This window comes from Hymenobacter setariae, from assembly GCF_007713685.1.
Classification (GTDB): domain Bacteria; phylum Bacteroidota; class Bacteroidia; order Cytophagales; family Hymenobacteraceae; genus Hymenobacter; species Hymenobacter setariae.
Genome location: NZ_VMRJ01000003.1, coordinates 234,203 through 257,951, shown reverse-complemented (window position 1 = coordinate 257,951; position 23,749 = coordinate 234,203). Strand labels below are relative to the sequence as shown.

Below are 23,749 nucleotides of genomic sequence, written 5' to 3'. Positions count from 1 at the left end.
TTTCTTAGCTTGAGATGGTCTGATTAGGCGAGAGAGGATAGAGTGCTAATTTCCGCTCTATAGGCAAACCCGATAAGTGCCGTCAATACGACGGGCCACTTCCGTTCGACTAGGATAGCCACGAGCGGCAGCATTAGACGCTCGCCCGCCTAGCCCACAAGGTTCTCACCTTCAAAAACTTGAAGACACCACCCTACTCTCTCGCTTGGCCGGGCTGCCTCAGACTTCAGTTAGCTCCTAGTTGGAGCAAATTCGGCAAATGACGACAACAGCTCTAATAGCCTACTTCGAACGTGTTATTTCCTTAACGGAAGCAGAAAAGTCTCTCGTAGCAGAAGCTTTCCAGGAGCGAAAGGTAAAACGAAGGCATTTTATTCTGCAGAAAGGGGACGTATGCCAACACCACACATTTGTAGTGGAGGGCTGCTTTAGAATGTACCTGGTAGACGACAAAGGCAAAGAGCATAACCTGCAGTTTGCCATTGAAAACTGGTGGATAACAGACATTGCCAGTTTCTACGCGGCAGAGCCGAGTAGCCTGTACATAGAAGCGCTGGAAAATTCAACCATTCTTCAATTAAGAAAGGAAGACCAAGTCAAGTTCTTTGATGACAACCTCACGTTTAACCGGATTTTTCGGGCCCTTACGGAAAATGCCCTGGTCAACGCGCATCGAAGAATTCTGCAAACTATCAGCTCCACCGCCGAAGAGCGTTACCTCGACTTTTTGAAAAGGTATCCGCAGTTCCTGCAGCGGCTATCCAATGTGCAGATTGCCTCCTACCTGGGGGTGACGCCCGAGTTTCTGAGTACCATCCGCAAAAAGAGGGTTGGCTCTTAATCTACCTTAGCCGCTTTCTTAAACTACCTTATGGGCAGCCGCAGGCCAGCCCCTCCACCTTTGTAGCACTGGAAATCTTTAAAAAACAGCCAAGGTGGAAAAGAAAATAATTGCCGTAGTGGGCGCGACTGGCCTGCAAGGAAAGGGAGTGGTAGATGCGCTAGTGAAGGAGGGTTCTTTCACCGTTCGGGCCGTTACTCGAAACCCCAAGACCTATCAGGGCAAGGCACACGAAGTAGCACAGGGGGATTTGACGGACCTGGCCTCCATGACCAATGCCTTCCGGGGTGCGCATGGGGTATTCGTGGTTACTAACTTTTGGGAAGGAGCCGATGAGCTGGCACAAGGGACACTGGCCGTAGAAGCTGCCCAAAATACCCAGGTGCAGCATTTCATTTGGTCCACGCTGCCAAACGTGGAGAGAATCAGCAACGGGCAGTTTACCGTGCCTCAGTTTACGGGGAAAGCCGCCGTTGATGAGGTGGTGAAAAAGGCCGGTTTTGCGCAGTATACCTTCGTGCAGCCGCCGTTTTACTTCCAAAACTTCTACGGCCACACCGCCCCGCAGCAGCAGCAAGATGGCTCCATCGGCTGGACTTTGCCCATCGACCCCACCAAGCAGGTGCTGCACATGGCCGACATACACGATTTGGGTAAGGTGGTAGCCGGCGCGTTTTTACACCCCGAGAAGGTGGGCAGTGGCGCTTATTTGTCTCTGGCGACCGAAGTAAATAGCTTCCAGGATGTGGTGGGAGCGTTCAAGGCCAACGGGAAAGAATATACGTTTTACCAAGTTCCGGCCGAGGTATTTGCCGATTTCTTTGAGGGCGCGGAAGCCGTGGCGCAGTTGCTAGGCTACATTGAGACCTACACGTACATGGGCCCTGGTTCCGAGGCGCAAGTTCAATTAGCTAACGAAATTGCAACCGAGCCCTTTACCCCGCTCAGAGAATGGATTAAAGCATCTGCCTAGTGCGGGGAATTGAAGATGGGTTTCGCAGTAACCTAGGAGCTTAGTAGTCAAGGCTGGAGTGAAGGTTCTCGGCGCTGCCATAAGCAACTTCCAATCGCATTTCTAGGGGGCCGCGAGGTCATCTTATTACGTTGTCATACGCATCTGGGGGCCACGCAGTGAAACATCTCGCGTGGCCCCCAGATGAGCATGACCCGAACTTTAGCCGCTCTATCCCTTATGGCGCCGAAGCCTTGGGCTTGGCGCTCCGGGCAAAGTCACCGGCTTTCACAATAGTTAACTTAGAGTAATCGAGGTATTTCTTGGCGGCGGCGCTCACCTGCTCGGGCGTGAGGGCGGCGATGCGGCGGTCGAGCTCGGCGTCGTAGGCGAAGGTGCGGCCCTCGGCTTTGGTGAGGTACTGCGCCCAGGTGCTGGCCAGGTTACGGTCTTGTGAGCGCTGCACTTGGAAGTTTTGCAGCGCGGCCGATTTGGCGGCTTTCAGCTCGTCGGCCGTGACGCCGTCTTTGAGCAGGCGCTCCACTTCTTCCTTGTAGGCTTGTTCGAGGCGGGCCGAATTGTCAGGGTTGTAGATGGCATAGGACCCAAAGCCGCCCACCTCGTCGTTATCATCGGCATACATGTACGAGCCCACGCCGTAGCTCACGCCCTCTTTCTGGCGGATGCGGGTGGCGAGGCGCGAGTTCAAGAAACCATCACCTAGGATGTAGTTGGCCATGTACAGGGCCGCGTAGTCGGGCGAATCGTCGCGCAGCGGATACTTCATCATGGCCACGAACATGGCGTTGGCCTTGTCGTTGGTTTGCAGCGCCTGGCTTTGGGCCGTGCCGTTGAATACGCGCTGCGGAATGCGCACGTAGGGGCCGCTGGCCTTCCAGGTGCCAAGCTGCTTGTCGAGGCGCTGGCGCAGAGCCGGCTCATCGAAGCTACCCACCACGGCCAGTGTGGCGCTTTGAGCGCCATAAAACTGCTTATAAAAGGCGCGCACATCTTCCACCTTAATGGCCTTGATAGCAGCAATCTCGTCGTCGTACGAAAGCGTTTCCAGCGGGTGGCCCTTGGGGTAAGGCGAGCTTAGGCGATTGGCCAAATTGAAGGCCAGCGCCTGGGGTTCTTGCTTTTGCGACTCCAGGTCGGCGAGGCGCGCCTGCTTGAGCTTCTCAAACTCATCGGCCGGGAAGGTGGGGTTGCGCAGGCAGTCGAGCACGATGTCCATCACGCTATTGAGGTGCGCTTTGTCGGTCTGAATGCCCGCCGTGGCCGTTTGGCCGCCGCCGTAGAAGTACACTTGCGCCTGCGCTTTATCGAAGGCATCCCGAATCTGGGCGTAGGTGCGCGTTTTAGTGCCGCGCTGGAGCATGGCCGCCGTAAGCTCGGCCACGCCCGGCTTGCCTGTGAGCGAGGCTTCGGTGCCATAGCGCAGCTTCAGTTCAGCATTCACCGAGTTGCCGCGGGTTTGCTTTTGCAGCAGGGCATACTTGAGGCCGTTCTTTTCTTGGCCTAGCTTGGTGCGCGTGTTGATGTTGGCGGGCGAGGCATCGAAGGCTTCGCCGGCCGCGATGGCGGGCTCGCCTTTGTAGTTCTTAACCAGCGCGGCCACGTCGGGCGCGGCGGGCACCGTGCTGCGGTCGGGCTTGTTGTCGGGCTCGAAGAGGCCCACGGTGCGGTTGCTGGGCTTGAGATAGGAGGCGGCTACCCGCTGCACATCGGCGGGCGTCACCTTGCGCAGGTTGTCGCGGTAGAGGTACACCAAGCGCCAGTCGCCGGTGGCGATGTATTCGCTCAGCGTCAGCCCTAGGTCATCACTTTTCTGAAATAGCAGCTCAACGTCTTTGAGTAGTTTAGTTTTGGCGCGGGACACCTCCTCAGCCGTGGGCGGCTGGGTGCGGGCTACGGCGTCGAGGGCGCCGAGCATGGCCGTGCGGGCCGAGTCGAGCGAGCGGCCCTGGCGCACATCGGCGTAGAAATACGCAAAGCCAGGGTCGTGCAGTGTGGGCGTGAAGCCCCAGGTGCTGGCCGCTTTTTTGGTTTCGACCAGCGCCTTGTACAAGCGGCCCGAGGGCTGATTGGTGAGTACATCGACCAGCACGTCGGTGGCAGCGTAGTCGGGATGCGCGCCGGCCACCACGTGGTAGGCCACGGCCAGGCCCTGCGTGTCGCCGGGGCGGCGCAAAGTCACTGAGCGCTCGCCATCCTGGGTGGGCTCGGTGGTGTAGGTGGGGGACAGCACGCGGGTGGGCTTAGCAATGGGCCCAAAATCCTGCTTGATGAGCGCCAGCGTCTTGGCGGGGTCAAACTTGCCGGCTACCAGCAGCACGGCGTTGTCGGGCTGGTAGTAGCGCTGGTAGAAAGCTTTGAGGTTATCAATCGGCACGCGCTCAATATCCTCCTTTGAGCCGATGGTCGATTTGCCGTAGTTGTGCCAGAGGTAGGCGCTGCTTAGCACGCGCTCCATGAGCACGCGGCTGGGCGAGTTTTCGCCGCTCTCAAACTCGTTGCGCACCACGCTAAACTCGCTGTCGAGGTCCTTCTTAGCGATGAAAGAATTAACCATGCGGTCGGCCTCTAGGTCGAGCGCCCACTTCAGGTTCTCGTCGGTCGAGGTAAACGTCTCGAAGTAATTAGTGCGGTCGAGCCAGGTAGTGCCGTTGGGGTTGGCGCCGTGCTCGGTCAGCTCCTGCGGGATGTTGGGGTGCTTGGTCGAGCCCTTAAATACCATGTGCTCCAGCAAGTGCGCCATGCCGCTTTCGCCGTAGCCCTCGTGCCGTGAGCCCACCAGGTACGTGATATTGACCGTGGCGGTAGCCTTCGACTGGTCGGGGAAAAGCAGCACCCGCAGTCCGTTGGGCAGCTTGTACTCGGTGATGCCCTCCACTGACGTCACTTGCGTGACGCCCGCTGGCAGGGCGGCGGCAGTTTGGGCCAGCAATGGCCGGGCGGGCAGACCTAGGGCCAACAAAGCCCCTAGCAGGAAAGTGTGTTTCATACAATGGCAAAAAGGAGGGCGGTAGAATACCACTAAATAAATGCCTTATGCCGTGTTTTCCAAAGCATTGAATTAAGAAAGAGTTGAAGCGCAAATACGGGGCAGCAGTAGTAAGCAGGGCCTCCTAGGTGCCTACCGCAGGCTTTGACGAGAATAGAGAGAAATAAAAATTAAATAATTTTTATTTTATATATTAAGATTATACATTTATTTAAAATTCAGAATTCCCTCAACTTACATCTCAATTTAACTCTCTTGCTGCATGAACTGCCCCTCTTGCACCTCCGACAACGTACAGAAGCTGAGCATTCTGTACGAGTTAGGCACTAACGACATCCGCACGTCCAGCGTCACTACCGGGCTGGGCGGTGGCCTAAGCCGCGGCAGCGGGCTGGGCCTGGGTACCGCTCACACATCGACTAAGGGCACCTCGCAGTCCAAGCTAGCCAGCAAAGCCTCGCCGCCAGCTAAACAGTCTTATAAGGTAGCGCTGGCCATAGTCCTTGGCATCCTTATGCTGCTGGTTGCGGCGGGCAACGGTTTCTTTCTTACCATCGCCTTGCTCCTCATAGGCGGCGGGGGTTATTTGCTCTACCGGGCTTACCTCTACAATAACAATACCTGGCCGCCTAAGTACGCCATATGGCAGCAATCCTGGCATTGCAATAGGTGCGGGGATATCTACTCGCAAGGTGCGTAATGGCCGCTGACCGCGTTTTGCGGCAACCTCACCCGGCCTGATACAACGCGGCCAATCAACAAGCGCTCTCATCTCAAATGATAGGGCTCTTGTTGGTTGGCCGTTTTAGTTATCTTACTTCAGCGTCAGCGAGTAGGCCACCACCTGCTCTATTTGGGCCGCCGTCAGCGTTTTATTAAAGGCTGGCATTTTACCCATACCATTTATTACCAAATATGTACGTCCCATAGTATTGAGGTTACTTTTGGTGAGGTCGTGGGCGCCGTTTAGGCCCAGGCGGCCATCTTTGCCGTGGCAGCGTTGGCAGTTTTTTTGAAAAATTAGTTGGCCCGGCGTGGGCGGCGCGGCCTGGGCGCGGGCGCTTAAAGCAAGCAAGCCCAGCGCGAGAACCGTGTTTTTATACTTGTTCATAGCAATTTGCTAACGCGAAAACTGCGCCGAAAGTAACCCGCTGGCCGGGCCAAGTAGCGCCCGCGCCGCTTTCGCGCCCGACCTTTGCCCTGTTATTCTATTTTTTTAGTTACCCTAGGCCCGTGCGCGTTGCTGTAGTTATCAATACCTCCTGGAACATTTGGAACTTCCGCCGTGGCCTTGTCAAGGCCCTGCAAGCCGCCGGCCACGAGGTGCTGGCTATTGCCCCGCCCGACGCCTACTCGGCGCGCCTGGAGAGTGAGCTAGGGTGCCGCTACGTTCCCATCCTGATGGAGAACAAAGGCACCAACCCTATCAAGGATGCCCAATTAACGCGCCGTTTTCTAGCCATTTACAAGCGCGAGCGGCCCGATGTAGTGCTGCACTTCACCATCAAGCCTAACATTTATGGCACGCTGGCGGCCAAGCTGGCGGGCGTGGCCAGCATCAATAATGTGAGCGGCCTAGGTACGGTTTTTCTTATTGAAAACCTGGTGAGCAAAGTAGCCCGCGGGCTGTACCGCTTTGCGTTCCGGTTTCCACACAAGGTCTTTTTTCAGAATAACGACGACCGCGAGCTGTTCATTCGCTACGGCCTCATCCGGCCCGAGCGCACGGGCCTGGTGCCCGGCTCGGGCGTCGATTTGAAGCGCTTTCGGCCCCAGCCCAGCGCCGACAAAGCCGCCAATACGCCCTTTACCTTTCTAATGGTGGCGCGGGTGCTCTACGAAAAAGGCATCGTAGAATACTTCGAGGCGGCGCGGCAGCTGCGGGCCACCCTAGGGCCCGACAAAGTGCGGGTGCAGCTACTTGGCGGCCTCGACGAGGCGGGCGGCGTGGGCGTGCCCCGCGCCACCTTTGAGCAGTGGCTGGCCGAGGGCACCATTGAGCACCTAGGCACTTCCGACAACGTGGCCGAGCACCTGCACCGCGCCGACTGTGTGGTACTCCCCTCCTACCGCGAAGGCACTCCTAAAACGCTGCTCGAAGCAGCAGCCTGCGGCAAGCCCTTAATAACCACCGACGTGCCCGGCTGCCGCGAAACCGTGGAGCACGGCCGCAATGGTTACCTCTGCCAGGTGCGCTCAGCCGACGACCTAGCCGCTAAGCTGCTGCAACTAGCCCAGCTGCCGCCCGAGCGGCTGGCCGCCATGGGCGCCGCCAGCCGCCAACTCGCCGAAGAAAAATTTGACGAAAACCTGGTACTGCGCGAGTACTTGAGCGCTGTAGCCGAAGCCGCAAAAAACTAACAGAAAGCACTTTGAGTAGCATTAATTCAACTTACCATCTTACGTAAATTTTATACCTCATCCATCAACATTTATGGAAGTTATCTCCCATTCCCTGCCTGGACTGCTTGAGTTTCGTCCTCGCATTTTTGGTGACCCTCGCGGCGCATTTTTCGAAAGCTTCAGCGCCCGCACCATGCAAGGCCTGGGCCTGCCTACCATCGACTGGGTGCAGGATAATCAGAGCAGCTCTAAGGCCGGCACGCTACGCGGCCTGCACTTCCAGAAGCTGCCTCACGCCCAGGCCAAGCTGGTGCGTGTGGCCCAGGGCCGCGCCCTCGACGTGGTAGTGGACCTACGCCGCGACTCGCCCACCTACGGCCAGCACGCCAAGGTGCTGCTCACAGCTGAGCTGGGCAATGCGTTCTACGTGCCCGTCGGCTTTGCCCACGGCTTCGTAGCACTGGAAGACAACACCCTCTTTCTCTACAAGTGCTCGGACTACTACGCCCCCGGCGCCGAGGGCGGCCTGCTCTGGAACGACCCTGCCCTAGGTATTGACTGGGGTTTTGAGGGTGAAGCATTAGTGTCGCCCAAAGATGCCATCCTACCTACGTTAGCTGAGCTGGAAAGCCCTTTTTAGAGAATTAGCAATGAGCAATGGGTGTCGAGGCACCCATTGCTCATTGCTAATTCTCTACAGCAGAGGCAACAGCGACTCCAGCCCCATACCGCGCGAGCCTTTTAGCAAGATGAGTTGGCCGGCGGTGGTTTGGTGGGCCAGCCACTCGGCCGCGGCGGCCTTGTCAGCAAAGTAATGGGCGGTTGGGTGCGCCGCGGCGGCGTCCTGCATCAGCGGGCCGATGAGCACGGCGTTGGGCAGCCCTAGGTCGGCCAGTAGCTCGCCGAGAGCACGGTGCTCGGCGGCGCTGGTGTCGCCTAGCTCAAACATGTCGCCCAAGATGACCAAGCGGCCTTGCCCGGCAGCCACGGGGCGCTGCGCAAAGCTGCGCAAGGCGGCGGCCATACTGCTGGGGTTGGCGTTGTAGGCGTCGAGTATCAGGTCGTTGCCGCGGTCGGTTCGCACCAACTGCGAGCGATTATTCTGCGGATTATAGGCAGCCAGGGCGGCGGCCACTTGGGCCGAGGGCACTTCAAAATAAGCCCCTACGGCTGCCGCCGCTGCCATATTTGGAAAGTTGTACTCACCCGTAAGTTGGGCGGCTACTTCGGTTCCGTCCCACAGGCGTAGGCGTAGGGCTGGGTCAGCAGCCAGCAGCGTGGCGGGGTACGCGTCGCCGGGCTGGGGGTAGGTAGCAGGCGATAGGGTAGAGTAGCCAGCAGCGGAGGCAGCAGCCACAATCTTGGCATCGAGGGTATTGATGAACAATGAACCGCCGCTAGCGGCTACATAGTCGAACAGTTCGCCCTTGCCTTTCGCAATTCCTTCCTCGCCTCCAAAGCCTTCGAGGTGAGCTTTGCCGATGTTGGTGATGAGGCCGTGCGTGGGCTCGGCCCACTGGCAGTAGTCCGCAATTTCGCCCCGATGGTTGGCGCCCATCTCAATCACGGCAAAGTCGTGCTCCTCGGGGCGCAGGCGCAGCAGCGTGAGCGGCACACCAATGTGGTTGTTGAGATTACCGATAGTAGCCAGCACCCTATACTTCTGGGCTAGCACCACCGTCAGCAACTCCTTGGTTGTGGTTTTGCCATTTGAGCCCGTGATGGCCAGCACGGAGCCCCGAAACTGACGGCGGTGCTCCTGGGCCAGGGCCTGCAGGGCGGCCAGCGGGTCGGGGGCGTAGGTGTAGCGCGCCGGGTCTTGGGCAGCTAGTTGTTCATCATCGACTACGGCGTGGTGGGCACCTTTGGCCAGCGCGCCGGCGGCAAAAGCAGCCCCCCGAAAGCTCGGGCCGTTGAGGGCAAAGAAGAGCGTACCCGGCTGGGGCTGGCGCGAATCGGTGCTAACCTGGCCTTGGGCGGCGAGGTAGTGGGCGTAGAGGGGCGTCGTCATCACGGCCGCAAAGGTGGGGCCCTAGGCGGTATTTAGCGGCTAGTACTTTACCACGCGGTGCAGGCTGGCCTGGCCATCGAGCACCACACGCAGCAGGTAAAGGCCGGGCGGCAACGCGGCCAGGCCGGGCAAGGCCAAGTCTTGGGCGGGCGACTCGGCCAGCTGCTGCTGGTGCAGCACGCGGCCATCGGGGGCTAGCAGCGCCAGGGTGGTGGTGCCGGCCGCGGGTAGGCGCACCGTCAGCGCTTGGTCGAACACACTCGGGAACACCACCACGGCTGCCGCGCCGGTGCGCACGGCCACCACCGGCGAGTAGTGACTGGTACCATCTAGGTCTACTTGGCGCAGGCGGTAGTACACTAGGCCAGACTGCGGCGGCTGGTAGTTAAATGCGTAGTGCTGGGCTTGGGCGGTGGTGCCGGCCGCCGCCACCCGGCCCACCGGCGCGAAGGTGCTACCGTCGGTGCTGACTTCTACCACAAAGGCCTCGGCGTCGCGCTCACTGGCGGTTTGCCAGTGGAGGCGCACAGCTGGGCCCTGAGCTTCGCCTGTAAAAGTGGTAAGGGTCACGGGCAGCGGCGTCACGCTCAGGGCTTTGGCGTTGTAAGCTACAAAGGCCTGGTCGCTGCTGCCACTAAGTTTAATCTGAAAGCTCTTGATGCGGCTGTAGTCGCTGGGCACGATGTTGAAGGCCGAAAAATCGGCTGCCCACAAGCGCAACGGGCGCGGCGTTTTCGTGAAGTTGCTCAGCAGGCTCATCACCGTTTGCGAAGCTTCGTAGAAATCGACTGTCCAGTTGCCTACCACTGGCACATCGGTAAATACTATTGTGAGGGGCTGGCCCACCGTCTTGCCGTCGGCATCCAAAAACTGGTACTGGTCGCCTAGGTCGTCGGGCGAGGCAATTTGGGTCACGAGCACATCGGGGGTACCGTCGCCAATGGCAGCGGGCACCACCGAGTTGAGGGCAAATGTGAGCGTGCCGGCCGGCAGATTGGCCACGCCCGTGCCTAAGTCGAGGCCCTGCACCCCATCGGTGAGGTACTGTGCAAAATCATTGGCGGGCGGTGGAGTGCTGGGGCCGTTATCTACCTTATCGAATAGCTGCCCTAGGGCCACCTTGGTGTTGCCAGTGAAGGTGCTGCTGAGGGCGGCTACCGGCAGCGCTTGGTACTGGCCAGGCGTATACTCTACCCCTTTTGCCGTAAGCAGCTGGTTGTTCACGCCCGTAGAGAAGCGCTTGCCGTTCAGCGTGAACGCCAGCAGTTGCTGCGAGTTATCGGGCAATGTCGGGTTGAGCAGCGCGTTAAGATTGAGGCCCGTGCCGCTACGCCAATAGCCGTTATAATCGGTAATAATTTCGGTGACGTAGGTAGTCGCCGTTTGGGCGCGCAAGCTGCCGGCTAGCAGTAGTACAAAACCAATAGTAAATGTTATTTTCATAATTATCAGTTAGTTATGCAAAATACAAAAGTATACAGAGGCCAGAAATACACCAGAAACAGGCTCACTTTTTCTTTTAGCCACTCGCTACAAGCCGTACTTTTAGTGCTTGCATCGCCAAGGCCCGCAACTTCTTCCCCCAGGCTTGCTGTTGACTACCAACTAGTTTTACCCTTCTTGTCTCTCGCTCATGGCGCGTCGCGTTAGCCTCCTGGTTTTTTTGTTGTTGGCGTGGGTGGGAGGCGTGACCCCGGTGCACGCCCAAACGACGGGTACTCGGTTTGGATTTGAGTTTGGGAGCGTGGCCAAGCTCGTGCAAGGCACCGACACGCTAACCCACGCCTGGGTGGGTGGCCTCAACGCGCCGCAATTCAGCAACATCGACCTGAACGGCGACGGCCAGCTCGACTTGTATGTGTTTGACCGCGAGGCTTCGCGCAGCTACACGTTTCTCAACGTGGCGGCCGCCACCGGTCGGCATTGGGAGTACGCCCCGGTGTACGAAAATGCGTTTCCGACCGACCTAACCAGCTGGGTAACTCTGCGCGATTATGACTGCGATGGCCGGGCCGATATTTTCACTTACGTCGAAGGGGGCAACATTCGGGTGTTTCACAACGAGGGCTCGGCTGGCGGTAGCCCGCGGTTTGCGCTGGCCAGTGGCGAGCTAGACTTTGCCCTCACCAGCACGCTCAATGTCAATATAAACTCGGGCTACTACAACGTACCCGCGGTGCAGGATGTAAACGGTGATGGGCGGCTAGACATTCTGACCTACGATTTCTCGTCTTCTACCAACCTAGAGTTGTACCTAAACACGGGCACTGGGCCGTGCACCGACCTAGGCTCGTTTCGGCAGGCATCCAACTATTGGGGGCAGCTTTCGGCGTGTGCCGACTGCGCCATGTATCAGCCCAATGGGGTGGCCCAGTGCCAGGCCAAGCGCGTAATGGGCCCTGTGCCGGGCGACGGCACGGCCAAAATCCTGCACAGCATGGGCCACAACGTGCTGCTCGTGGACCTCAACGGCGATGGCGTGCTCGACCTGCTCGATGGCCGCGATAACTGCCCGCAGCTGTCGCGGCTGCTTAATACGGGCAGTAGCAGCACGGCCGCCTCATTCACGCTGGCGGGCATCAGCAGCGCCTTTCCTTTAGCCACGCCCCTGGCCACTTCGGTGTACCCCGCACCCTACAGTTTTGATGCTGACCTAGATGGCGTGGCCGACCTAGTGATAGCGCCCAACCAAATTACCAATCAAGATGACCGTGTGAGCATGCGCCGTACTGTGCGCCAGTATCGCCTCACGAGCAGCGGCGGGGCGGGCGCGCTGCCCACCTACAGCCAGGTAAGCGACGGCTTTCTGCAAAATGATATGCTCGACGTGAGCGAGGGCGCAGCGCCGACCTTCGGTGACCTCGACGGCGACGGGCTCACCGATATGCTGGTGGGCTCGCAGGGCGACCTCGTCAACGGCTACTACCGCAGCAGTATTTACTACTACCGCAATGTGGGCACGGCGCGCCGCCCCGTGTTCCGGCTCGTTACCGACGACTACCTAGGGCTGGCGGCTACGGCGGCGCTCACGCCCACCAGCCGCTTCGAGAGCCTGCGCCTGGCGCTGGTAGACCTCAACCGCGATGGCGCCCTCGACCTCGTGTATTCAGTGTATGCGGGCAGCAGCAACCGACTGCACTTCCGGCTCAACCAGGCGGGCGCAGGGCAGGCTGCCGTTTTCAATGCCGCTGCCGACGATTACTTCCGGCCGCAGGGCTCGGGCGGCACTGGCGCTATTGCTACTTATGCGGGCGATACACCGTGCTTTTTTGATGTAGATGGCGATGGCTATGTGGACCTGCTGCTCGGCACCAACGACACGAGCGAGCCGGGCTCGAGCCTGCGCTACTACCGCAACCAAGGCGCGGGCGTGGCCACCAACAGCCTGTTTGTGCTGGCTAACAACGACTACGGCCAGCTGCGCAACAATGGCGCCCGCCTCATCAACCTAGCCCCCACCGTGGCTGACTTCGACAGCGACGGCCGCCCCGACTTGCTCACGGTGAGCGGCGCTGGCACAGTGCGCTTTTACAGTGACTTCCGCACCCAAGGAGCGGCCTTCACGGAGCGCACCGACTTGTTTTATAACAAGCTAACCAGCAGCTACCACGCTGCCCAGCTCGGCCACGGCACGCTGCTGCACTACGCCCCCACCGCCGCCGACCTCAACCAGGACGGCACGCCCGAGCTGTACATCGGCACCGAAACGGGCGGCATCGTGAGCTACCTCACGGGGCGCCAGACCCCGCTGGCTACCGAGCCTCCCGTTACCATTCCGGCAGTGGCCCTAGGGGTATATCCCAATCCTGCCAACCCCACCGACGCGGTAACCGTCGAAACGGCACAACTTACCAGCCTGCGCTTGCTCGACCTCACGGGCCGCCTCGTGCGCCAGGACGCTACGCCCAGGCGCACACGCACCCTCGACCTGCGCGGCCTCGCGCCTAGCCTCTACGTAGTACAAGCCACCACCGAGACTGGCACAACGGCTACCCAAAAGCTGTTAGTGAAGTAGCTAAATAGCAAGGCAAGAAGGCTAGGGAGCCATACGCATCCCAGCCTTCTTGCCTTATTCTTTATCTCAAGTCGTAAGCGTCGGCATCGCTCAGGGCCGATAGCTGCTCGCGGGCCTCGTGCAGAGGGTGGCGCATGAGGCGGCGAGTAAGAATAGTAGGCATGGAGCCAGCCTGAGCTAGGTAGTCGCCCCTAGGGTCGAGCAGCATGGTGTGGCCGCTATATTCTATCCCCAAGCCATCGAGGCCAATGCGGTTGACACCGGCCACGTAAGTTAGGTTTTCGATGGCACGCGCCTGCAGCAGCACCTTCCAGGCATGCACGCGGGCGTGCGGCCAGTTGGCCACATACAGCAGCAGGTCGTAGGGCTCGGCGGAGGGGTTGCGGCTCCACACCGGAAAGCGTAGGTCGTAGCACACGAGCGGCTGAATACGCCAGCCGCGCCACTCCTCTACCAAGCGATTCGTGCCGGCCGTGTATACTTCGTGCTCACCGGCCATCCGAAACAGGTGGCGCTTGTCGTAGGCGCTGTAGCTGCCATCGGGGCGCACCCACAGCAGGCGGTTGTAGTAGCGCCCGGCCTCAGTTATCATTACGCTGCCCGTCACTACGGCGTCGTAGCGGGCGGCTTGCTCGCGCAGCCAAGCTAGCGTGGCACCCTCGCCAGGCTCGGCCTGAGCTGCCGCGGCCATGCTAAAGCCAGTGGTGAACATCTCGGGCAGCACAATTAAATCGGTGAGCCCCGGCCCAGCGAGGGCCGCAGCTAATTGGTCGGCTAGAGCTGCGCGGTTGGCTGCTGGCTCATGCCAGTGCAGGTCCGTTTGCACCAGCGACACGGTAAAATCAGACATACGTGTAAAGAGTATCTAGGAAGGCGGATATTGGTAATGAGCGCAAATAGCGCATACTTAGGTGATAAGTAGCAATTTTCTAAACAAAATTCGGCTAGGTCACCTCATTGACGCAAGCGGGCAGCCGCAGCTTCCAGTGTAAGTAATTCTTTGGCAAAGCAAAAACGCACTAACCCAGGGTCGTAGCCATCGTGGTAGAAGGCCGACACCGGCACCACCGCCACGCCCCACGCACGGGCCAGCTCGGTGGCAAAAGCCACGTCGCCGGCCTGCGAATATTGCTGGTAGCTAGCCAGTTGAAAATAGCCACCCGGTACTGGCAGCAGCTGCCAGCCCGTGTTCGCCAGCAGCTGCCGGAAGGCATCGCGCTTGGCCTGGTAAAATGCGGCCAGTCCGCGGGCGTGCGCATCGGTGGGGTCGGCGGTCAGCACGTCGGCCAGCGCGTGCTGGGTGGGCGTGCTCACGGCGAAGGTCACGAACTGGTGCACCCGTCGCACCTCGGTGCTGAGGGCAGGCGGGGCCAGGCAGTAGCCCACCTTCCAGCCAGTAGCGTGGTAGGTCTTGCCAAACGACGACAGCACGAAGCTGCGCGCTCGCAGCGCCGGGTGCTGGCGGGCACTGCGCGGCGCCACGCCATCAAATACTAGGTGCTCGTACACTTCATCAGAAAGCACCAGCACATCGGTGCCCTCGAGCAGGTTGGCCAGCGCATCCCAGTCGGCAGCCGTGAATACGGCCCCGCTGGGGTTGTGCGGGGTATTAATCATGATGAGCCGTGTGCGCGGACCTAGGGCCGCCCGCACGGCATCCCAATCGGGCCGAAAGTCGGGCGCGGGCAGGCGCACGTAGCGCGGCACGCCTCCCTGCAGTCGCACCGCCGGGCCGTAGAGGTCATAAGCTGGCTCCAAGATAATGACTTCATCGCCGGGGCGCACCACGGCGGCCAGCACTACATACAGCGCCTCGGTGGCCCCGGCCGTGATGGTGATTTCGGTGGCGGGGTCGGGCGCCGGTGCATCGGCTTGCAGGCGGCCTACCTGCGACGCAATGGCCTCGCGCAGGCGCGGTAGGCCCGGCATGGGCGCATACTGGTGGCTGCCCGGCGCTTGGGCGTGGTGGGCTAGGGCCTCGCGCAGGGCCAGCGGCGGGTCGTAGTCCGGAAAGCCCTGCGCTAGGTTCAGCGCCCCAGTTTCCTGGGCCAAGGCCGTCATCTGCGAGAAGATACTAACCCCGATATCGGGCAATTTGGAAGCCAGCATAAATGCGAGGTAACGCCTGCTGCGGCGGCACGTAGAAAACAGGGTGACCCCAAAGATAGATAGGTGAGACAAGGCTGCGGCCACTCCGGTTGCCCTAGCCTCCGCCGTATCTTTGCGTACAATTAAATCCTCAATTCTCTACGTAGAAATTAAGCCTTTTGGATTTTATGGCTATTGTTTATCGTACTTCTTATTTGCTATTACACCACGACCCCACCGGCGCTACTATCGAAACTGAGTGGCAAGGCTTCGTGAATTCTGAGCAGTTGCGTGCCTCCCTGCTCGAGGTGTTGCGCCTGGCGCGCCAATACCGCATAAAAGGATATATTGCTAATAATGTGCTGCTACGCACCATTCGCCCCGCCGACCAGGACTGGATAAACGAGGTGTGGTTTCCGGAGTTTGCCAAGCTTGGTGTGCAGCGCCTCGCGGTCGTCGTGTCGCAGGACGGCCTCAACCGCATGGGAGTAGATAATATTATGCAGCGCGCTACGCCTCATTTACCCTTCGATACACAACACTTTGCCGACGCCCAGGCGGCCCGGCAGTGGGCGGCCGTAGCCAGCACTGGGCGTACGCAGCTAGCCTAGGTTACCTGGCTCAATACTACTACCTAAAAAGCCCCGCCAACGGTCGTTGACGGGGCTTTTTTATAGAATAGTCCTCTTGGGCTTACAGCGCTTGCTTTAGCTCCTGCGGGAAGAGCTTGCGTACGTGTTCGACTTTGCGGGCCGATACGGCTTCGATGTAAGGATTTTCGGGGTGCAGGCGGTAGTAGCCCTGGTGGTAGTCTTCGGCATCCCAAAATTGCTTAAAGGGCACTACCTGAGTTACGATTTTAGCGTCGTACTGCTTCGAGGCATTCACCTTAGCAATGGTTTGCTCGATTATCTTTTTCTCCTCCGGCGTGCGGTAAAACGCCACCGAGCGGTACTCGGGACCCGTATCGTTGCCCTGGCGGTTGAGCTGCGTGGGGTCGTGGCTGGCCGTGAAGAACACGCTGGCTAGCGTTTGGTAGCTGATGACCTTGGGGTCATAGTAGATATTCACTGTTTCGGCGTGGCCGGTGTTTTGCGCAGCCACTTGCTCGTAGCTGGGCTTGGGCACCGTGCCGCCCGCGTAGCCGCTCACTACTTGCTTCACGCCTTTGAGCTCCTCAAAAGCTTCTTCCTGCGCCCAAAAGCAACCGCCAGCAAAGGTGGCTTGCGCCAAACCGGCCGTGTTTTTAGGAGCGAAGCCTGCCGTGGAGGCTGAGAGCACCGCCGCCGAAGGAGCCGGGGCCTTAGTTTGCGCCTGCGCAGGCTGCTGCGAGCCGCAAGCGGTAAGAGCGAATAAGCCAAGGCCTAGGGCGGCCGATAATAGCTTGGTCATGAGTAGGTGAGAAAGAAAAGCAAGTGGGCTGTGACATACGCCAGTTACCAGGCGTGCGGATTCTTTTAAACACCTCTTGCTAGCGCGCAGTTCATTGCCGGCACGCTCATTTTGATGGCGTTACCTGGCCAAAGCCGCGCAGCTTTGCGTAGTAGAGCCATCCTTGCCCTGCTTCTCTCATTTGCTCGCCTATGCCTCTCCAAGCTTTCGCTAGCACCCTCGGTCTTGCCCTGGGCGCACTCGCCATCTGCCCGGCTCATGCCCAAAACCGGGTCGCCAACTACGGCTTCGGTCAGCCTGGCACGGCTAGCTACGAGCACTTTAGCTTCTGGACCAACAACGGCCGCCGCACCGATGTGCAGTACGCCTATGGCAAAGACCGCCAAGACACGCAGCTACGCTACGCTGGCCTAGGTCGGCTAAATGGGCAGCGCTGCTTCAAAGTGCAGTTTCCTAATCGCCGCACGCTGTACCTAGTGCCCAACGGCAATACGCTGCGCGTAAGTACCGCCAGTGGAGGCACTCCGAAAACCTTCGCCTGGGAGTATGAAGGCCCTGTCAATGGTGTGGGTACAAATTGCAGCGTATGCGTAGCCGATGCCACCGCAGCCATGCAGCTGCTACGGAAGCATTATTTGAGGTAGAAGGACATGATGCCGGGGTAGCGTACAGGGCCGTCTACAGCTCAAAAAGCGAACCTAGGGTGATATTACCTTACATCAGGCCCTTCAGCTCCTGCAACTTCAACAGCGCCTCGATAGGCGTGAGCGTATTGATATCTAGCGTTTGCAGAAGCTCGCGCAGCTGTTCCAGTTTGGGGTCGCCGGGCTCGAACATGCTAAGCTGGAGCGTGGGCCGCGTGGCCATGGCGGTAGTGGCGCGGGGCCGCGGCTGGGCCGACCTAGGCGACTCGTCGAGGCCAGCCAGCACATCGTCGAAGTCGGTGGGTGCGGTGGGGTCCACGGCGTCGGGCAGGCCGGTTTGGGTGCGCTCCTGCTCTAGATGGTGCATGATTTCATTGGCGCGCAGCACCACGGCGGGCGGCATGCCGGCCATGCGCGCCACGTGGATGCCGAAGCTGTGCTCGGAGCCGCCTGGCCGCAGCTTGCGCAGGAACAGCACCCGACCATCGGCCTCTTGCACCGCCACGTTGTAGTTGCGCACCCTAGGGCAGTCGTCGGCCAGCTGGTTGAGCTCGTGGTAGTGGGTGGCAAACAGCGTTTTGGCGCGCGCCTTGGGCGTGTTATGCAGGTGCTCCACAATGGCCCACGCAATGCTGATGCCGTCGTAGGTGCTGGTGCCACGCCCAATTTCGTCCATCAGCACCAGGCTGCGGTCAGAGAGATTATTCAGAATCGAAGCCGTTTCTGTCATCTCCACCATGAATGTGCTTTCGCCCTTGCTCAGGTTGTCGGAAGCGCCCACGCGGGTAAAAATCTTGTCGATAATGCCAATGGTCGCCGCATCGGCGGGCACAAACGAACCCACCTGCGCTAGCAGCACGATGAGCGCGGTTTGGCGCAGCAGGGCCGACTTACCGGCCATGTTAGGGCCGGTTATCACTACTATCTGCTGCTCATCCTGGTTGAGGCAGATGTCGTTAGGAATGTAGCTTTCGCCGGGCGGTAGCCCGCGCTCAATCACCGGATGGCGGCCCGCCTTAATGTCAAGCGTGGGTCCGTCGTTCACCACCGGCTGCACGTAGTGGTACTGCCGCGCCGTGGCCGCAAACGAGGCCAGGCAGTCGAGCACACCCACGGCGCGAGCGTTCTGCTGCACTTGGCTCACGAAGTCGAGCGCCGCTAGCACAACCTCTTGATAGATACGGCTTTCAATAACGAACAGCTGTTCCTCCGCGTTGAGGATTTTCTCCTCATAGGTCTTCAGCTCTTCGGTCACGTAGCGCTCGGCATTCACCAGGGTCTGCTTGCGAATCCACTCGGCAGGCACCTTGCTTTTGTGTGCGTTGCTGACTTCGAGATAGTAGCCAAACACTTTATTGTAAGCTACTTTCAACGACGAAATACCTGTGGCGGCCTGCTCACGCTGCTGCATTTTGAGCAAAAAGTCCTTGCCCGAAAACGCCAGCCCGCGCAGCTCATCGAGCTCCGCATCGACGCCATCCATAATGACGTGGCCCTGGTTGGTGAGCAGCGGCGCATCGGGGCGGATTTTGGTTTGAATCTCGGCCCGCAGTGTGGTGCAGGGATTGAGTTGGTCGGCGAGCTTTTCGAGGGCGCGCACACCCGAAGCGGCCAGCTTTTCGCGCAACGGCGCAATGCTTTCCAGCGCCCGGGCCAGTTGCAAGAGCTCCCTAGGGTTCACCCGGCGCACGGCCACCTTCGAGATAAGGCGCTCTAGGTCGTTGATGGGACGCAAGTGGGTTTGTACCGTTTCGAGCAGCTCGGGGTCGGCCACGAGGGCCGCCACCGTGTCGAGCCGCCGCTGAATTTGGCTTACTTCCTTGAGGGGCAGCACTACCCACTTGCGCAGCAGGCGGGCACCCATTGGCGTCAGGGTCTGGTCTAATATCTCGATGAGCGGCACGCCGCCGGGGTGCTGGGCTTGCACCAGCTCGAGGTTGCGCACTGTGAAGCGGTCGAGCCACACGTACTTATCTTCTTCGAGCCGTCCTAGGCTGGCTACGTGCTGAATGTCTGTGTGCTTGGTCTCGGCGAGGTAGTGCAGAATGCAGCCCGCCGCAATGACGCCCTCCTTAATCGTATCGACGCCAAAGCCCTTAAGCGAGGTAGTGCGAAAGTGCCGCGTAAGGGTATCGTGGGCGTAGTCGTGGCCAAATACCCACTCATCCAAGGCATAGGTGCAGAAGTCGGGGCCGAAATGCTCGTCGAAGTCGCGGCGGCTTTTCTTGCAAAACAGTACCTCCGCGGGACGGAAATTCTGCAATAATTTCCCTAGGTAGTCCAAGGTACCCTGCGCTACCAGAAACTCGCCGGTGCTAATATCCAAGAACGAAATACCCGCCTCGTTCTTGCCAAAGTGCACGGCAGCGAGGTAGTTGTTTTGGCGGCGCTCTAGGGTATTATCGTGCAGGCTTACGCCGGGCGTCACGAGCTCGGTTATGCCTCTTTTTACTAAGCCCTTGGCTTGCTTGGGGTCTTCGAGCTGGTCGCAAATGGCCACGCGCTGGCCAGCGCGCACCAGCTTGGGCAGGTAGTTGTCAAGGGCATGGTGCGGGAAGCCCGCCAGCGCCACCTCGCTGGCCGTGCCGGCGCCGCGCTTAGTGAGCGTGATGTCGAGAATGCGCGCCGAGGTCACGGCATCTTCGCCGAAGGTCTCGTAGAAGTCGCCGACCCGAAACAACAGCACCGCGCCCGGATGCTGCTGCTTGAGCTGGTAATATTGGCGCATGAGCGGCGTATCGGCCACCGCGTCGGGCTTGATATGGTCGGGCCCCAGCGACTTAATAGCAAACTTGGAGGACTGGGCGGCGGGGGCAGAAGCAGTAGACACAGAGCGGAGCGCGACCTTTGGGGTTCGCGTTTTTGTAAAAGCTAACGAATTGGTTGGTACTCCTGGCCAGCAATTGCTGGGCAAGGAGTGCCAGAACTAAAAACCCTTATTGCGAACGACAAAGTTCGCGCTACTTCTATGCGCAAACTCACCATGCAGGAACTCAACCGCCTGCCCGTGGCCGATTTCAAAGCTACGCCCAAAAGCCCGGTCGTTTTGGTGCTCGATAATGTACGCTCGCTGCACAACGTGGGCGCCGTATTTCGCACCGCCGACGCCTTTGCCCTGGAGCACATCTACCTCTGCGGTGTCACGGGCCGGCCACCCCACCGCGAAATCACCAAGACCGCCCTAGGTAGCACCGAGTCGGTGGCCTGGACGCACACCTCCACCACCCTAGAAGCCGCTCAGCAATTGCAAGCCGCTGGCTATCAGCTAGTGGCTGTGGAGCAAACTACTGGCTCGGTGCAGCTACCGCAGTTTCAGCCCACCCTAGGTAGGCCGCTGGCGCTGGTGCTAGGCAATGAGGTCTTCGGCGTCGATGATGAGGTACTAGCCCTCTGCGATGTCGCCGTAGAGATACCCCAGCTCGGCACCAAGCACTCGCTCAACGTGAGCGTGGCGGCTGGCGTGGTACTCTGGGACGTGCTTAATAAGCTGGCAGTCTTTCAATAATCGCCCCGCAAAAGGGGGCGTGCGTGGGCAGCTTATCCTCCTAACAAAGTTGTAGGGATGTTGTGCAAAATACGGTTATCTTTGGACACTACCCATCCTGATTTTCACCTCTATCCCCCTCTATGTCATTGTCCTCTACTTTGTTGGGATGCCGAACACTAGCCTTGGCTGCGGCTTTAGCGGCCCCGGGCTGGGCTGCGGCGCAGCAGTTAGCTCCTAGCCCGGCTCTATCGGCCTTCGCAGCCCGGGCCAAAGCGCAAGGCCTGAGTGCGGCCGATGTAGCCAGCCCACTTGTCACCAGCACCACGTTCGACGCTAGTACCGGCATCACACATACCTATCTGCAGCAGCGGGTTAACGGCCTCGTGGTATTCAACGCGACCGGAGCCGTGCACACTAATAAAGACGGGAAGGTTCTGTTTGCCATTCAAGACTTTGTGCCCGACGCCGCCAAGCTAGCGCCGTCGCCCACCCCCACCCTCACGCCCGAGCAGGCCGTGACCGCCGCCGCCGTAGGCCTAGGTTTGCCCCGGCCAGTGGGCCTACACTTGCTCAACGACGCCCGCGTGGCCGATGGCTTAGTGTATAACAATGGGGGAATTTCGGAGACCGATATTCCGGTGCGCCTGCTGTATGCGCGCGTCAATGGCAAGCTGGTGCTGGCCTGGAATGTGACCATTGCGCAGCTCGACCAGCAGCACTACTGGAACGCCCGCGTGGATGCCCAAACCGGCCGCTTAGTTGATAAAAACGACTACACCGTGAGCGAGCAGGCCACCTTTGGCCAGTATACGCAGCGCGCGCAGCATCAGCAGCAGCAAGCACTGGCGTTCAGCCACGTAGAAGCTCCGGCGGCTACCTTCGAGCCCACTGGCACCACGGCCGCCAATAGCCTGACGGTTTTTCCCTTTCCGTTCGAAAACCCAAAGGAGGGCGCTCGGCAAGCGGTGCCGCTGGCCGCCGTTGGCTCGGCCTACTCGCCCTACGGCTGGCAAGTATCGCAGGCACCCACCGGTACGTTTGCGGACACCTACTCGTATTTGAGCACCAACAAGTACCTGACGCGCGGCAACAACGTGGCCGCCTACGACGACAACAGCAGCACCGCTAGCGGCGCTAACGCGGCTAATTTCAATTCGATAACGACCTCACCCGACGGGGGCTCGACGCTGAATTTTGATTTCCCGTTTGACCAGACAGCGGGGGCCCGCAACAACCTAAGCGCAGCTACCACCAACTTGTTCTACGTGAACAACATGGTGCACGACGTAATGCAGGCGCACGGCTTCGACGAGGCTTCGGGCAACTTCCAGTATAAGAACGCTACCACCAACGGCAAGGGCCTCGACCCGGTGCGGGCCGAAGCACAGGATGGCGCAGGCCGCAACAACGCCAACTTCTCGACGCCCATCGACGGCAACATGCCCACCATGCAGATGTACCTGTGGGACAACGTGTCGAGTGCGCTCACCATTACGGCGCCTAGCACGGTGGCTGGCAGCTATGCCTTTGGCACCGCCAGCTTTGGCCCCAGCATCTCGACGCTACCCAACGGCCTGTGCGGCAACATTGTGCCCGTCAACGATGGTGTGTCGGCCGATGATGGCATTCACTCGTGCGCGGCGCCCACCAATGCGGCGGCTCTTGCCGGCAACATTGCCCTTATCATGCGTGGCGGCTGCACGGCCCCGGCCACCAATAACTTCTCCGATAAGGTGAAGTTTGCCCAAGCTGCCGGTGCTATTGGTGCCATCATCTACGACTCGGACCCTACCAGCACCGCCCCCCTAGGCCTAGGGGGTACTGATGCTACCGTCACCATCCCGGCCATTGGCATCAGCGGGGTGCTGGGTACGCGCCTCAAGGCCGCCCTCACAGGGGGCACGGTGGGCGTGGGCTGCGCCAAGGTCACGACCTTCGCCGACTGGGATGGCTCCTTCGACAACGGCATTATTGCCCACGAGTACGGCCATGGCATCAGCAACCGCCTCACGGGCACGCCTTACAACTCGGCGAGCTGCGCTACCCAGACTTACAACAACGGTGACTCTTACACCCAGGTAATGGGCGAGGGCTGGAGCGACTTTTTCGCTCTCTGGATGACCACCAAGCCCGGCGATGATGGCAGCACGATGCGGTACCTAGGCTACTACGTAAAAGGTGGTACCAACTCGGCCGGTCCCGGTATCCGCACCAAGCCCTACTCCACCAACTTCACGCGTAACAACCTGACCTACGGCGCTATTGTAACGCCGACTGCCACAGGCACTTTCACTTACCAAGAGTCGCACTCGCTGGGCGAAATCTGGGCCGAAACGCTCTGGGACTTGAACTGGCAGTTCATTTACAAGTACGGCTACAACAACGACCTCTACGGCAGCACGGGCGGTAACAATAAAGCGCTGCGCCTGGTGCTAGATGCCTGCAAGATTCAGGCCTGCAACCCAGGCTTCTTGCAAGGCCGCGACGCCATTTTGCGCGCCGACTCACTCACCAACCGCGGGGCCAACTCCGACCTCATCTGGAACGTGTTTGCGCGTCGGGGCATGGGCTACAGCGCCAAGGCCGGCGACCGCCTCAATGGCCTGCCCATATTCACGGGCATTGCTGAGGCCTTCGACCTGCCGCCCCGCGCCAACGTGGTGGTGCTAGCCAACCAGAACAGCACCGTGGTGAGCAGCGCCCTCGAAGCCTTCCCCAACCCCGCCCAAGACCTGCTAACGGTGCGCACGCAGGTAAGCAGCGCTACCCCCATGCAAGTGACGGTAGTAGACCTGCTCGGCAAAACCGTGCTGGCGCCTACTGTAGTGCCCGTAGCCCAAATGCAGCAGCGCGGCGTGGAGCTGAATACCAGCCGCCTCGCCCCTGGCATCTACGTGGTGCGCGTGAGCACCACCAGCGGTATTTACACTACCAAGGTTACGATTCAGCACTAAGCGACCTAGGGCGCA

18 protein-coding genes are annotated in these 23,749 nt (G+C 59.7%); 10 read left to right on the top strand and 8 right to left on the bottom strand.

Going from position 1 to position 23,749, the window contains the following annotated elements:
- Window positions 1–241: 241 nt before the first annotated feature.
- Window positions 242–841, top strand: a complete 600-nt coding sequence (locus tag FNT36_RS12200) for a Crp/Fnr family transcriptional regulator (protein ID WP_233635868.1) — start codon at window positions 242–244, stop codon at window positions 839–841.
- Between the two features lie 94 nt (window positions 842–935).
- The gene (locus tag FNT36_RS12195) at window positions 936–1,814 is read left to right on the top strand and encodes an NmrA/HSCARG family protein (protein WP_144847957.1); all 879 of its coding nucleotides are present in this window, start codon (window positions 936–938) and stop codon (window positions 1,812–1,814) included.
- Between the two features lie 217 nt (window positions 1,815–2,031).
- On the opposite strand, the gene FNT36_RS12190 is transcribed toward FNT36_RS12195, so the two are convergent.
- Window positions 2,032–4,800: a M16 family metallopeptidase gene (locus FNT36_RS12190; RefSeq protein WP_144847955.1), complete on the bottom strand. Its 2,769-nt coding sequence runs from the start codon at window positions 4,798–4,800 to the stop codon at window positions 2,032–2,034.
- A 262-nt stretch (window positions 4,801–5,062) separates the two neighbouring features.
- Here FNT36_RS12190 and FNT36_RS12185 point away from each other — a divergent pair, with 262 nt between their 5' ends.
- Entirely contained in the window at window positions 5,063–5,500 is a 438-nt protein-coding gene (locus FNT36_RS12185) for a hypothetical protein (RefSeq protein ID WP_144847953.1), read from the top strand.
- 114 nt (window positions 5,501–5,614) lie between these two features.
- Here FNT36_RS12185 and FNT36_RS12180 read toward each other — a convergent pair whose 3' ends face one another.
- Complete coding sequence (locus tag FNT36_RS12180; protein WP_144847952.1) at window positions 5,615–5,911, bottom strand: c-type cytochrome; 297 nt, start codon at window positions 5,909–5,911, stop codon at window positions 5,615–5,617.
- A 122-nt stretch (window positions 5,912–6,033) separates the two neighbouring features.
- Between FNT36_RS12180 and FNT36_RS12175 the strand changes: the two genes are divergently transcribed.
- Window positions 6,034–7,161, top strand: coding sequence for a glycosyltransferase family 4 protein (locus tag FNT36_RS12175; protein WP_144847950.1), 1,128 nt, complete (start codon window positions 6,034–6,036; stop codon window positions 7,159–7,161).
- A gap of 73 nt (window positions 7,162–7,234) precedes the next feature.
- The gene (gene rfbC / locus FNT36_RS12170; RefSeq protein WP_144847948.1) at window positions 7,235–7,783 is read left to right on the top strand and encodes a dTDP-4-dehydrorhamnose 3,5-epimerase; all 549 of its coding nucleotides are present in this window, start codon (window positions 7,235–7,237) and stop codon (window positions 7,781–7,783) included.
- Window positions 7,784–7,837: 54 nt separating this feature from the next.
- On the opposite strand, the gene FNT36_RS12165 is transcribed toward rfbC, so the two are convergent.
- A complete protein-coding gene (locus tag FNT36_RS12165) occupies window positions 7,838–9,154 on the bottom strand; it encodes a UDP-N-acetylmuramoyl-tripeptide--D-alanyl-D-alanine ligase (protein ID WP_144847946.1) in 1,317 nt (438 codons plus the stop codon).
- A gap of 39 nt (window positions 9,155–9,193) precedes the next feature.
- Entirely contained in the window at window positions 9,194–10,597 is a 1,404-nt protein-coding gene (locus tag FNT36_RS12160) for a hypothetical protein (protein ID WP_144847944.1), read from the bottom strand.
- A 190-nt stretch (window positions 10,598–10,787) separates the two neighbouring features.
- On the opposite strand from FNT36_RS12160, the gene FNT36_RS12155 reads away from it, so the two are divergent.
- A complete protein-coding gene (locus FNT36_RS12155) occupies window positions 10,788–13,169 on the top strand; it encodes an FG-GAP-like repeat-containing protein (RefSeq protein ID WP_144847942.1) in 2,382 nt (793 codons plus the stop codon).
- 61 nt (window positions 13,170–13,230) lie between these two features.
- Here the strand turns inward: FNT36_RS12155 and FNT36_RS12150 are convergent, their stop codons facing one another.
- Both FNT36_RS12150 and FNT36_RS12145 read right to left on the bottom strand, forming a co-directional pair.
- Window positions 13,231–14,019: an amidohydrolase gene (locus FNT36_RS12150; protein ID WP_144847940.1), complete on the bottom strand. Its 789-nt coding sequence runs from the start codon at window positions 14,017–14,019 to the stop codon at window positions 13,231–13,233.
- 104 nt (window positions 14,020–14,123) lie between these two features.
- Window positions 14,124–15,278 carry a methionine aminotransferase gene (locus tag FNT36_RS12145; RefSeq protein WP_144847938.1) on the bottom strand — a complete coding sequence of 385 codons (1,155 nt, stop codon included), beginning with the start codon at window positions 15,276–15,278 and terminating at the stop codon, window positions 14,124–14,126.
- A gap of 167 nt (window positions 15,279–15,445) precedes the next feature.
- On the opposite strand from FNT36_RS12145, the gene FNT36_RS12140 reads away from it, so the two are divergent.
- A complete protein-coding gene (locus tag FNT36_RS12140) occupies window positions 15,446–15,868 on the top strand; it encodes an STAS/SEC14 domain-containing protein (protein ID WP_144847936.1) in 423 nt (140 codons plus the stop codon).
- An 82-nt stretch (window positions 15,869–15,950) separates the two neighbouring features.
- Here the strand turns inward: FNT36_RS12140 and msrA are convergent, their stop codons facing one another.
- Window positions 15,951–16,649: a peptide-methionine (S)-S-oxide reductase MsrA gene (gene msrA, locus FNT36_RS12135; RefSeq protein ID WP_144847934.1), complete on the bottom strand. Its 699-nt coding sequence runs from the start codon at window positions 16,647–16,649 to the stop codon at window positions 15,951–15,953.
- A 191-nt stretch (window positions 16,650–16,840) separates the two neighbouring features.
- Between msrA and FNT36_RS12130 the strand changes: the two genes are divergently transcribed.
- The gene (locus tag FNT36_RS12130) at window positions 16,841–17,293 is read left to right on the top strand and encodes a hypothetical protein (RefSeq protein ID WP_144847932.1); all 453 of its coding nucleotides are present in this window, start codon (window positions 16,841–16,843) and stop codon (window positions 17,291–17,293) included.
- Between the two features lie 70 nt (window positions 17,294–17,363).
- On the opposite strand, the gene mutS is transcribed toward FNT36_RS12130, so the two are convergent.
- A complete protein-coding gene (mutS, locus tag FNT36_RS12125; RefSeq protein ID WP_144849242.1) occupies window positions 17,364–20,021 on the bottom strand; it encodes a DNA mismatch repair protein MutS in 2,658 nt (885 codons plus the stop codon).
- 240 nt (window positions 20,022–20,261) lie between these two features.
- On the opposite strand from mutS, the gene FNT36_RS12120 reads away from it, so the two are divergent.
- Both FNT36_RS12120 and FNT36_RS12115 read left to right on the top strand, forming a co-directional pair.
- Window positions 20,262–20,798 (top strand): RNA methyltransferase, encoded by a 537-nt coding sequence (locus FNT36_RS12120; RefSeq protein WP_144847930.1) that lies wholly within the window; start codon window positions 20,262–20,264, stop codon window positions 20,796–20,798.
- Window positions 20,799–20,962: 164 nt separating this feature from the next.
- Window positions 20,963–23,734, top strand: a complete 2,772-nt coding sequence (locus FNT36_RS12115; protein ID WP_233635867.1) for a M36 family metallopeptidase — start codon at window positions 20,963–20,965, stop codon at window positions 23,732–23,734.
- The last annotated feature ends 15 nt before the right edge of the window (window positions 23,735–23,749 follow it).